The organism is Streptomyces sindenensis (assembly GCF_014649035.1).
Lineage (GTDB): Bacteria > Actinomycetota > Actinomycetes > Streptomycetales > Streptomycetaceae > Streptomyces > Streptomyces sindenensis.
The window spans coordinates 1-12,221 of sequence record NZ_BMSG01000061.1 but is presented as its reverse complement, the minus strand read 5'-3'; the positions used below and the strand labels follow the sequence as shown (position 1 = coordinate 12,221).

The 12,221-nt window shown below is 70.4% G+C and carries 6 protein-coding genes; 2 read left to right on the top strand and 4 right to left on the bottom strand.

The window, feature by feature from the left end:
• Positions 1-67 precede the first annotated feature (67 nt).
• Positions 68-2,107 carry an AfsR/SARP family transcriptional regulator gene (locus IE145_RS32835; RefSeq protein ID WP_189529075.1) on the top strand — a complete coding sequence of 680 codons (2,040 nt, stop codon included), beginning with the start codon at positions 68-70 and terminating at the stop codon, positions 2,105-2,107.
• A gap of 254 nt (positions 2,108-2,361) precedes the next feature.
• On the opposite strand, the gene IE145_RS32830 is transcribed toward IE145_RS32835, so the two are convergent.
• Positions 2,362-4,851 (bottom strand): alpha-L-arabinofuranosidase family protein, encoded by a 2,490-nt coding sequence (locus IE145_RS32830; RefSeq protein ID WP_189529074.1) that lies wholly within the window; start codon positions 4,849-4,851, stop codon positions 2,362-2,364.
• Between the two features lie 974 nt (positions 4,852-5,825).
• Between IE145_RS32830 and IE145_RS32825 the strand changes: the two genes are divergently transcribed.
• On the top strand, positions 5,826-6,905 hold the full coding sequence (locus tag IE145_RS32825; RefSeq protein ID WP_189529073.1) for an aldose epimerase family protein: 1,080 nt from the start codon (positions 5,826-5,828) through the stop codon (positions 6,903-6,905).
• 141 nt (positions 6,906-7,046) lie between these two features.
• Here the strand turns inward: IE145_RS32825 and mmsB are convergent, their stop codons facing one another.
• From mmsB to chvE, 3 genes are read right to left on the bottom strand one after another with little or no spacing between them, the layout of a single operon-like run.
• Entirely contained in the window at positions 7,047-8,294 is a 1,248-nt protein-coding gene (gene mmsB / locus IE145_RS32820) for a multiple monosaccharide ABC transporter permease (protein WP_189529072.1), read from the bottom strand.
• A complete protein-coding gene (gene mmsA, locus IE145_RS32815) occupies positions 8,291-9,865 on the bottom strand; it encodes a multiple monosaccharide ABC transporter ATP-binding protein (protein ID WP_189529076.1) in 1,575 nt (524 codons plus the stop codon). The genes mmsB and mmsA overlap by 4 nt, the downstream gene beginning before the upstream one ends.
• Positions 9,866-9,909: 44 nt before the next feature.
• Positions 9,910-11,019, bottom strand: a complete 1,110-nt coding sequence (gene chvE / locus IE145_RS32810; RefSeq protein ID WP_189529071.1) for a multiple monosaccharide ABC transporter substrate-binding protein — start codon at positions 11,017-11,019, stop codon at positions 9,910-9,912.
• Between the last annotated feature and the right edge of the window lie 1,202 nt (positions 11,020-12,221).

Genomic DNA, 12,221 nt, shown 5'->3' with positions numbered 1-12,221 from the left:
GCCCCTGGGCCCTCCGATCTTACGAGTGACCAGATCAGACCCACGTCTTGAAAGGTAGGACCCTGCCGTGAGTGTGCAGTTCGGACTGCTGGGACCGGTCGTCGCCTGGGACCCCGACGGGGGCCTGCTGCCGCTGAGCGCGCCCCGGCACCGGGAGGTCCTCGGGCGGCTGCTGATCGCCCGGGGCCGGGTGGTCCCGGTCGGCCGGCTGGTGGCCGACCTGTGGGAGGACGAGCCCCCGGCGGGCGCGGTCGGCGCGGTCCGCACCTTCGTCGCGGCCCTGCGGCGTGCTCTGGAACCCGGGCGCCCGCCCCGGCAGCCGTCCCGTCTCCTGGTCACCGACGGCCCCGGATACGCCCTGCGCGCCGGCCGGGAGGCGGTCGACGCCTGGCGGTTCGAGGGCCTCGCCGCCCACGCCGACCGAGCGTCGCCGCGCGCCGCCGTCGCCCTCTGGGACAAGGCACTCGCCTGCTGGCGGGGGCCGGTGCTCGCCGATTTCCCCGCTGCCGCGTGGGCCGCCGCCGAGCGGGCGCGGCTGGAGGCGCTGCGCCTGGACGCGGTGGAGCGGCGGGCCGACGCCCTGTTGGCGACCGGCGCCGCCCGGGACGCCGTCGCGGACCTGCGGGCCCATGTGGCCGAGCACCCCGGCCGGGAAGACGGCTGGGTGCTGCTGGCCACGGCGCTGGACCGCGCCGGGCGGCGTGACGAGGCTCTGCGGGTACTCGCCCGGGCCCGTGGCGCCCTGAACGGAGGCTCGGGCGCTCTGGCGCGGGCCGAGGCACGCGTCCTCGGCCCGGCGGACCCCCCGGCCGAACCGGCCGGAACGGCCGACGGCGTCTGGGACCGGGCGGCGGCCTCCTGGAACCGCTCGGTGCCCGCCCGCTCCCGGGCGCGGCTGCACGCCACCGCCGGCCTGCTGCGCGATCTCGCGGTAACCGGACCCGAGGGACTGGAGGAGGCACATCGGCACCGGCGCGACCTGGTCTCGGCCGCGGAGACGACCGGCGACCCGGAACTGGCCGCCCGGATCATCGGCTCCTACGACGTCCCGGCGGTGTGGACCCGCGCCGACGACCCCGAAGGCGCCGCGGAACTGTCGCGGGCCGCGGCGCGGGCGGCCGCCCGGCTCGGCCCCGCAGGTCCGCCCGCCCTGCGCGCCAGGCTGCTGTCGGTCGTGGCGGTCGAGTCCCGGGGTGACGCCGCCGCCGACGTCCCGCTCCCCCGGGCCTCCGCCGCGCCCGCCACCGAAGTATGGCGGCTGCGCGCCGAACGCGCCGCCGCGGAGGCCGTCCGCACGGCCCGTCGCCTCGGCGACCCCGCTCTCCTGGCGTTCGCCCTCAACGGTGCCTTCATGCAGGGGTTCGCCGCCTGCGGGTCGGCCGCCCGCCGGGACGCCCTCGGCACCGAGCTGACCCGCCTGGCCGTCGACCACCAGCTCCCCGGGCACGAGGTGCTCGGCCGTATCGTCCGCCTGCAGGCGCTCGCCGGACTCGGCCGCTGCGCGGAAGCGGACGCCGAGGCCGAGGAGATCGACCAGCTCGCGGACCGCAACGAACGGCCGCTCGCCGGCGTGTTCACCGCCTGGTACCGGGCCTTGCGCCTCTGCGAGACGGGCGGCTGGCCGGCTGCCCGCCCCCGGTACACACGCGTCCTGGCCAAGACGGCTGACTGCGGCATGTCCGGCCTCACCTCGGGAGCCGCTGCCCTCGTCGAGCTGATCCCCGTCATGCGCGGCGACGCCCTGCCCGACCCCGCCGACTTCGCCGGCCTGGACCCGGGCCCGTACCGGCCGTGGCTCGCCCCCCTGCTCCTGGCCGCCTCCGGCGACACCGAGCGGGCCCGGCAAGCTCTCTCGACAGTCCCCCGGCCGCCGCACGATCTGCTCCAGGAAGCGCTGTGGTGCGTACTCGCCCGAGCCGCCGCGTCCGTGGGGCATCTGCCGGTACTGCGCCGCGCCCGGGACGAACTCGCCCCCGCCGAAGCCGAGTACGCCGGCGCGGGCAGCGGACTGGTCTCCTTCGGCCCGGTCGCCCGTCACCTGGCCGCTGCCGAGGCGGCGATCGAGGCGCACGCGTCCGCCGCGGGGCGGTCCGCCGACGAGGAGTGAGCGGACGACAGCGGGACGCTGTCGTCCGGAACCGTTCGCAGGGTGCCGCGCCGGCCGCGCACGGCATCATGCCGGTGGACGTCCCGTGCGTCGTGAACATCCACCGTGACCATCGCCCACAGCCACCGCGGCTCCCGCCCGGCCCGCTACCGGGACCGGGCGGGAGCCGCGGTGTACCTCGCCGAACAGCCTCCTCGGAAGGCGACGCGCATCCCGAGGAACGCCCGCGAGGACCGGGGGCCGAGGGGCGGTCGCTACCGTCCGGCGATCCTCAGGAACGTGACCGAGTGAGCGGGGAACGTGTAGGTGAAGGTGTCCGAGATCCCGGTCAGGGTGGACCTGACGGGGGCGACGGGAGTGGCTGTCTCACTGTTCACGGCGGAGGGATCGGCCGCCAGGGTCGTCACCTGCGCCCGCGAAGCCACCCGCGCTCCGCCGAGGTCGACGCTGGTGCGTGCCTCGGTCGGCTGGGCGTTCACGACCTTGACGATCAGGTCACCGGTGGCCTGGTCCCGGGTGACGACCTGGCGGAACGGTTCGGCCACCCGGTCGTCGGTGAAGGAACCCCACTCCTTGCCGTCCAGGTAGAGGGTCACCTGGCGTCCCCGGACCTTGACCTCGATGTCGTAGGCGCGTCCGGACTCGATGGTGCCGGGCTTGCTGATCAGGGTCGTCTTCGCGCCGTTGTCGGAGCGCTCGACTCCGTGCGCCGTGTTGCCCCACCCTCCGAGGTTCCACCAGTAGTAGTTGCCGGTGTCCTTGACGCCGAAGGCGACCAGGAATCCTTCGGCGCCCGCCTGCTTGGTGGCCTTCACGCGCAGGTCGTAGTCGTGCCAGGCGCGGTCGCCCGCGGTGACCGTGGTGTTCTCGGCCGCGACGTCGTTCTGGGTGTACTGGCCGTCCTGGACGGCCCAGTTGCCGCCGCCTGTGTGGGTCCAGGCCGAGGGCGAGCCGGAGAAGTCGTCGGTCAGCAGGGTCCTGCCGTCCGCGGCGGTCACCCGTACGTCGTCGTACGAGGCGGCTGTCGCCCACGTCGACAGGCCGACGGCCCCGGAGATGGGCCCGCTGACGGAGGGGGTGGACGTGGCCTCGGAGGGAACGACCCGGTCACCCGCGTTGTTCATGAAGAGCTTCTGGACCTCGTAGTTGGCCGAGCCCCAGGACGCGCGGTTGTTGAACCAGATCAGGTTGGGGCGCCACTGCACGTAGTCCTCGTTGGCGAGGACGGGCGCGTAGGAGGCGAGCTTGACGATGTCCGCGTTGCGCTCCAGGCCGGTCATGAACGCGGCCTCGGCGAGACCGTTGCCGAAGGTGTTGCCCTGGGAGGCGTACTCGCCGAGGAAGACCTTGGGGCCGGAACGGTCGTAGGAGTCGTAACGCTGGTTGTTCTCCAGGAACCACCGCGGGCTGTTGTAGTAGTGCTCGTCGACCATGGCGACGCCGGCGTCCCGGTTGAGTTGCCAGAGGGTGTCGAAGTTCGCACCGGATGAGGCCGGTCCGGAGTTGGAGACCACCGTGATCCCCGGGTGCTTCGCCTCGATGGCCGTACGGAACTTCGTGAAGCGCTCGAAGAACTCCCGGGGCAGGTTCTCCTCGTTGCCGACCTGGACGTGCGTGAGTCCGAACGGCGCGGGGTGCCCCATGTCGGCGCGCTTGCGGCCCCAGGTGGACGTCACCGGACCGTTGGCGAACTCGATGAGGTCCAGGGTGTCCTGGATGTGCCGCTTCAGCAGGGCGTCGTCGACGACGGCCCGGTTCTGACCGCAGCCGGTGACCAGGGCGGGCACGACGGGCAGCGGCATCGCTCCCACGTCCTCGGCGAAGCGGAAGTACTCGTAGTAGCCGAGGCCATAGCTCTGGTTGTAGCCCCAGAAGTTGGCGTTGGTGGCACGCTGCTCGACCGGGCCTATGGTGTCCTTCCACTGGTAGGAACGGGCTCGCTGCCAGCCGGACGCCTCGCTGTAGTCCTCCATCGAGCCGGTGTTGACGAGGCACCCGCCGGGAAAGCGGAGGAAGCCGGGCTTCAGCGCGGCGAGCTTCTCCGCGAGGTCCTTGCGCAGGCCCCCCGGCTGCTTCTTGTACGTGTCACGGGGGAAGAGGGACACTTCGTCCAGGGCGGCGGCGCCGGTCGAGGCCACGGCGAGCCGACCGGTTGTGGTGGTGCGCGTCGCGGTGAACGTGGCACGGTACTTCTTCCAGCCGCCTCGCACGGCCTTCCGCTGGACCGAGGCGAGCGCGCCGCCCGTGTCCTTGAGCGTGAGGGTGAGGGTGGTTCCGGCCTCGGCGCGGGCCCATACCGAGAAGTCGTACTTCGCCCCGCTCCTCAGCGACAGTCCGCTGTTGTAGCCGGAATTGGTCAGGGTCGTGCCCGCCGCCACCCGCGCGTAGTTGCGGTTGTTCGCGTGGAGACGGCCGTCGTCGTTCACGACCGTGGCGGAGCCGTCGACGTCCCAGGAGGTCAGCGAGGTGTAGGCCCGGTTGTCGGCGGTGGAGTACTCGAAGGACCTGTTCTGTACGAGTTCGGCGTACAGGCCCCCGTCGGCGGCCCGGTTGATGTCCTCCAGGAACAGCCCGTACATGGTGTCGTCGATCGCGGCCCCCTGCTTGCCCGGGTCCACGGTGATGGCGTAGTCGGTGACGGGCGCCTCGCCGTGCGCGGGGACCGGCACGAGGGCGGTCGTGACCAGGACCGCGGCGGCCGTCAGGCCGAGCCTGAGACGTGGTCGGGTACTTCTGCGGGACATGGATCCTCCGAGTCGTGGCGCCGGAAGGCGCCGGTCTGGGCGGACAGAGGTGTCGTCGTGCGCCCGCACCGCCGGTCCGGCCCGCCACGGCGGCCTCGCCCCCGGGTGACCGGGAGCGGGGCCGCACCGTCGGAGCGGATGACGGGTCGGGCTCGGGGTGGCTCTGTTGGCTCCGGCCGCCGTTCGGGGCCCGTACCACGCACGGGGCCGTCACCGCTTCCAGAACAGGGCGTCCTTCGCGAGAAGGCCGGCGCAACCGGCCGGCTCGCACACCTCCGGGCGAGGGCGTCACACGACTACCCGCCGAGAATTGTGAGCGCTAACTTGCCCTGAGCTCAAGACCCTTGCACTGCCCGCAAGGGCCGGGCGCGCGGGATTGCCCGACGATCCGTTGACACAAACGCCCCACTTGACCCCAAACCCGCCCCATGCCGTGTCGGACTGCGGATCGGGCGGCGGACGGGAAGAGCACCCACCCGTGCGCGCTCGACGCGGCGAGGGCTCTGGTGAGCCGTCATCCATCTTGTTATCGTTAACACACATGTACGGGTATACGGAGCCGGGTACGGCCAGTCGTCGCCATGCCGCGCACGTCGTCGCCACGCCGCGCACACGGAGGCTCCGCTGTCCTCCGTCCCTGTCCGCGCGCGGCAGCGACGCCGATCACCCGGCCGCCGGCCCGCCCCGAAGGCGTCATCGCGCAACCGAAGCAGGGGTGACACGACCGGCTGTTCCTCAGGCACATACCGGTTGTTCCTCAGGCACATACCGGTTGTTCCTCAGGCACATACCGGTTGTTCCTCAGGCACATACCGGTTGTCCTTCAGGCACATTCCGCTCGGCCGAGCGGAACCGCACGCCGCCCCGGGTGCGCGGAGGCTCTCGACAGCCCCCTGATCCCCACCGCCGTCGGCGCGTGCCCGCCGACACCTCTCACCCTCTGCCGCCGTCTCCCCCTGTGGTCAAGGAGCTCCATGAACCCGTCCTCGCCCCCTTTCGCCGGAGGCCCTCCGGTCTGCCGCCCCGACCCGGCAGCCGGACAACGCTGGACCTTCGGCTTCGCCGGAGGACTCACGGCGGAAGTGCACACCCATGGCGCCCGCCTCCACGGGCTGTGGGTGCCGGACCGGCACGGCCGTCCGGCCGATGTCGTCCTCGCGCCCCGCGAACCGGGCGGGTCGAGCGCCGCCGGGTACTTCGGAGCCACGGTGGGCCGCTACGCCAACCGCATCGCCCACGGCCGGTTCACCCTGGACGGCACGCCGTACCAGCTGACCACGCAGGAGAACGGCCATTGCCTGCACGGCGGAACCGACGGGTTCGACACCCGGATCTGGGAAGCCGAGAGCGTGCACACCCCGGAGCGGACCGGGGTACTCCTGCGCCTCCGCAGCCCTGACGGCGATCAGGGCTTTCCGGGAAACCTGGACGTCACGGTCAGCTGTCTCCTGGGCCGGAACGACGAACTCACCCTCACCTACGCGGCAGTCACCGACGCCGCCACGCCGGTCAATCTCACCAACCACGCCTACTTCAACCTCGAAGGCGAAGGCGCCGGCGACATCTACGATCACGAGCTGGCCGTCGACGCCTCCCACTACACACCGGTCGACGGAGATCTCCTTCCGCGCGGGCAGCATCTCCCCGTCTCCGGTACCGCGTTCGACCTCCGCAGCCCTCTCAAGCTCTCCGATGCGCTGGCCCGCTCCGGGCATCGGCCCATGGCAGCGGGCGGGGGGTACGACCACAACTTCGTTCTGACCCCGGACGGCGACGGCACGCTGCGCCGTGCGGCCGTCCTCCGGGCGCCGGCCACGGGCCGGTGCATGGAGGTGTTCACCACCGAGCCCGGCCTGCAGGTCTACACGGGCGGACAGTTCGACGGGACCGTCGTCGGCAAGAGCGGAACGCCCTACCGGGCGGGAGCCGGAATCGCGTTGGAGACCCAGCACTTCCCCGACTCCCCGAACCGCCCCGGCGACCCGTCCACGGTGCTCCGCGCCGGCGATGAGTACCGGTCGACGACGGTCCTGCGGTTCGGTGTCCGCGGCTGAGCGGTTCGGTGTCCGCGGCTGAGCGGTTCGGTGTCCGCGGCTGAGCGGTTCGGTGTCCGCGGCTGACCCCTCAGGGACATGCCGAGGTGGCTGTGCCCGCCGGTGTCGACCGGCCGGCACAGCCACCGACCCGGGCTGGGTTCAGACGCCCGCTCTGCGCCTGTTCCATACGTCGAATCCGACCGCAGCGAGCAGCACGAGGCCCTTGATGACCTGCTGCCAGTCGGTGCCCACGCCGACCAGGTTCATGCCGTTGTTGAGCACGCCGAGGACCAGGCCCCCGATGATGGCGCCCGTCACGGTCCCCACGCCACCGCTCATCGAGGCCCCGCCGATGAACGCGGCGGCGATGGCCTCCAGTTCGAAGTTCACGCCCGCCTTGGGCGAGGCCGCGTTGAAACGGGCCGCGAACACGAGTCCGGCGAGCGCCGCGAGCATTCCCATGTTGAGGAACACCGCGAAGGTCACCTTCTTGTCCTTGACCCCGGACAGCTTCGCGGCGGGCAGGTTTCCCCCCACCGCGTACACGTGGCGGCCGATGACCGCGTTGCGCATCACGTAACCGAAGCCGACGAGCAGCACGGCCAGGATCAGGAGCACGACAGGAGCGCCCTTGTAGCTGGCGAGCAACAGGGTCGTGACCAGTACGGCGGCGGCCAATGCCGTCACCTTGAGCGCGAAGAGGCTGGTGGGGAGCGATTCCAGCGCGAACTCCCGCTGACGCCGACGGTCACGCACCTCCTGGAACACGACGAAGGCGATCAGCCCCAGGCCCAGGAGGAGGGTCAGGTTGTGGTAGTTGGTCTGCGGCCCCGCTTCCGGCAGGAAACCGTTGGCGATCTTCTGCAGTCCCTCCGGGAACGGACCGAGTGTCTGGCCCTGGAGGAAGATCTCCGTGAGACCCCGGAACAGGAGCATGCCGGCGAGCGTCACGATGAACGACGGTATGCCCACGTACGCGATGAAGAACCCTTGGAGCGCACCCGCGACGGCCCCCAGCAGGAGGGCGAGGACCACCGCGACGGGCCAGGAGAGATGGTGCTCGACCATGAGCACGGCCCCCACGCCGCCTACCAGGGCCATCAGTGAGCCCACGGACAGGTCGATGTGCCCGGAGATGATGACCATCATCATGCCGATGGCCAGGATGAGGATGTAGCTGTTCTGGAGCACCAGGTTGGAGACGTTGCGCGGCAGGAGGAGGTCCCCTCCCGTCCAGACCTGGAACAGCAGCACGATCAGTCCGAGCGCGAGGAGCATCCCGTACTGGCGCATGTTCCGCCGGACGCCGTCCAGAAGCGCACGAGCCACCTGTGCCCCGCCGGGCTGGGCGACGCCGTCCCCCTGAGGCGGCGGAGCGGTCGACTTCGTGGTGGCGGGGGTACTCATTCCTGATGTCCTTCGTTGGGGGTGGCGGTGCGTGCGCCGACTGCGGACGGCGCGGGAACGTCCTGCGTCATGTGCCGCATCAGCACTTCCTGGGTGGCGTCCTCGCGGGGGACTTCGCCGGTCAACCGGCCGGCGGCCATGGTGTAGACCCGGTCGCACATGCCGAGCAGTTCGGGCAGTTCGGAGGAGATGAGGAGGATGGCCTTCCCCTCGGCGGCGAGTCGGTCGATCACGGTGTAGATCTCGAACTTGGCCCCCACGTCGACTCCGCGAGTGGGCTCGTCGAGGATGAGTACATCGGGCCCGGCAAGGATCCACTTGCTGAGAACGACCTTCTGCTGGTTGCCGCCGGAGAGCCGGCCGACCGGTTCGAGGACGTTCGGAGCCTTGATGCCCATGGTCCGCCGGTACCGTTCGGCGACTCTGCGCTCCTCGTGGGCGTCCACGACGCCCCTGCGCGCGAGTGTGTGGAGGGACGCGAGCGAGATGTTCCGGCTCACGGAGTCCTCCAGGTTGAGGCCGTAGTGCTTGCGGTCCTCGGTGACGTACGCGATGCCGTTGGCGACCGCTTCGGGGACCGTGCGGGTGCGCACCTCCCGGCCGTCCTTGAGGACGGTCCCCTGCTGGTAACGGCCGTAGGAGCGGCCGAAGACGCTCATCGCGAGTTCCGTGCGGCCGGCGCCCATGAGCCCCGCGACGCCGACGATCTCGCCGCGGCGGACCTGGAGCGAGACCCCGTCGACGACCTTGCGGCTGTGGTCCAGGGGGTGGCGTACGGTCCAGTCCCGGATCTCCAGGACCGGGTCGGCGTCGGCCGGGCCCTGGTACGGGGTGCGGTCGGGAAAGCGGCTGTCCAGGCTCCGCCCCACCATGCCCCGGATGATGCGGTCCTCGGTGGTGGCCGGGTCCCTGACGTCCAGGGTCTCGATGGAGCGTCCGTCACGCAGGATGGTGACGGAGTCGGCGATCTGCGCGATCTCGTTGAGCTTGTGCGAGATGATGATGGAGGTGATGCCCTGGTCTTTCAGCTCCCGTACCAGCCGCAGCAGTTTCGCGCTGTCCTCGTCGTTGAGGGCTGCGGTGGGCTCGTCGAGGATGAGCAACCGGACGTCCTTCGCCAGCGCCTTCGCGATCTCCACGAGTTGCTGCTTGCCCACGCCGATGTCGGCCACCCGGGTCTCGGGGTGTTCGTCGAGACCCACGCGCCGCAGCAGTGCGGCGGCACGCCTCAGCACTTCGCGCCAGTCGATGATGCCTCGTCGCGACGGCTCGTTGCCGAGGAAGATGTTCTCGGCGATGGACAGGTAAGGAACGAGTGCGAGTTCCTGGTGGATGATGACGATGCCGTGCCGCTCACTGGCCCGGATGTCCTTGAAGCGGCACGGTTCGCCCTCGAAGAGGACCTCACCCTCGTAGCTCCCGTGCGGATGCACGCCGGACAGGACCTTCATCAGCGTCGACTTGCCGGCGCCGTTCTCGCCGCACAGAGCGTGAACCTCGCCCCGCTCGACGGACAGGGTCACTTCCGACAGGGCCCTGACACCGGGGAAGGTCTTGACGATGGCCCGCATCTCCAGCACGGGGCCGGCCGGAGGCGTGCGCGGGTCGGAGGGGCTCAACGGAGCTCCTCGGCCTTGATGTAGCCGGAGTCGACCAGGACCTTCCGGTAGTTCGCCTTGTCGACGCTGATCGGGTCGAGCAGGTAGGCCGGCACCACCTTCTTGCCGTTGTCGTACGTGCTGTCGTCATTGATCTCGGGCTTCTTGCCGTCGAGGACGGCGATCACCATGTCCGCGGCCACCTTCGCCAGTGCGCGGGTGTCCTTGTACACGGTCTGGGTCTGCTGGTTCGCGATGATCGACTTCACGGAGGCGACCTCGGCGTCCTGGCCCGTGACGATCGGCAACGGCTTGGCCGGGCTCCCGTAGTCGTCGGACTTCAGGGCGGACAGGATGCCGATCGAGATGCCGTCGTACGGGGACAGCACCGCGTCGACCCTGGCCGTGGAATAGGAGGAGGTCAGCAGGTCGTCCATGCGCTTCTGCGCCGTGCCTCCGTCCCAGCGCAACGTGGTGACCTGGGCGAGCCGGGTCTGCTTCGAACGTACGACGAGCTGCTTCTTGTCGAGATAGGGCTTCAGCACCTCCATGGCGCCGTTGAAGAAGTACTTGGTGTTGTTGTCATCGTTCGAGCCGGCGAACAGCTCGATGTTGAAGGGGCCCTTCTTCGAGCCGTCCTTCAGGCCCAGCTTCTCGACGATGTAGGTGGCCTGGAGCTTGCCGACCTTCTCATTGTCGAAGGAGGCGTAGTAGGCCACGTGCGGGGAGCCCAGGATGAGCCGGTCGTAGGAGATGACCGGGATGCGGGCGTCCGCGGCCTGCTGCAGGACGTTGGACAGCGCCTCACCGTTGATGGCCGCCACGACCAGGGCGTCGACACCTTGGGTGATCATGTTCTCGATCTGGGCCACCTGCTGGTCGGGGTCGTCCTCCCCGTACTGCAGGCTGGTGCGAAATCCGCTCTTCTTCAGGCCCGCCGACATGTTGGCGCCGTCCGCGATCCACCTTTCGGAGGACTTGGTGGGCATGGAGATCCCGATGGTGAGGTCCTTCTCGTCCTTCGACTCCTGACTTCCTCCCTCGCTGTTCTGCCCGCAGGCCGTCAGGAGCAGGGCGCAGCTGGTGGTCACGGCGAGGAGGAGGGATGCGGCTCGGAAGTTCGTCATGGGCATTACCTGGCAATCTCGTCGTTGAGGGTGCTTCTGTCCCGAAGGGCTTCGGCGGCAGCATGTGTCCTCGCACCACCGGGGCGTCGTCCGGGAGGCGGTCGAGGTTCGACAGCCTCGGTCGAGCTTGATTGTTAGCGCTCGCATCACCACAGGACAAGAGGGACCAGGCTTTTTCTCACAACGATGCACGGCCGTGGGCCCGAAGAACGGGGCAAAAGTGGGGCATCCGGCAGAGTCCGCCCACGCCACGGCGGCCCGCCACCGGAACCGCGCCCCCGGACCAGCACGGCCAACCGGACGCGCCTGTACCGTACGCGCGCCGGTGACGCGCCCCGCGAAGGCGCCGGGCGCACCGGCCGCTTCACCGGACCGCTCCGGCCGGCAGCAGCATGACGGCCGGGGGCGGCCCATGGGCACCGCCAGGCGGACCGCGAGGCCGGAGGCACGAACCCGCGGCCCCTCCGAACGGGTTACGCTCACGGCACAGGGACAGAGCAGGCGCTCGACAGTTCCGCGGCAGCCCTCGCCGCAGCCGTCGTGGAGGCCGCCGAAGCGGCTGCCGGCCGCCCGTTTCCGGGGCGCGGACACCGCCTGTCCGCCGAGCGGAGGGCCCGCTTCCCCTACGGCGAGGGCGAACGCCACACGACTGGCCGTCACGGCGTCGGGGCGTCGGGGCGTCGGGGCGTCGGGGCGTCGCACCAGGAGGACAGGCTTCGGTGCACGCCGCCCCGGAGGGGCCGGGGCCGAACCCCGCAGAGCCGATCACCGCGAAGCCGTCGGCACGCGCATCATGCGCACTGAACGCCCGTCGACCGGCCGGTCCCGGGCCACGTACGGTGTCACATCGCACGAGGACGGGCATGAGCCGTGGACCGGCCAAAGTACGGGGTACTCTTGCCCCTTACGGTTGTGAGCGTTAACAATCACAGGGTTACGGGTGACGGTCTTCGTGGAATGCCGCGACGGTGGTCTACGACGTCGCCACCGATCACACACACGGAACGGCCCATCGGGCTCTCGGGCTCTCGGGCTCTCGGGCTCTCGGGCTCTCGGGCTCTCGGGCTCTCGGGCTCTCGGGCTCCGAGAAAGCCTCACACACCGACTGCACCGCGCCTGGCACCCCGTCACCTGACCTGTTGAGAGGAGCCCTGACTCAGGGTGAGCATCAAGCCGACCACCACAGACCTCCAGTGGACCGA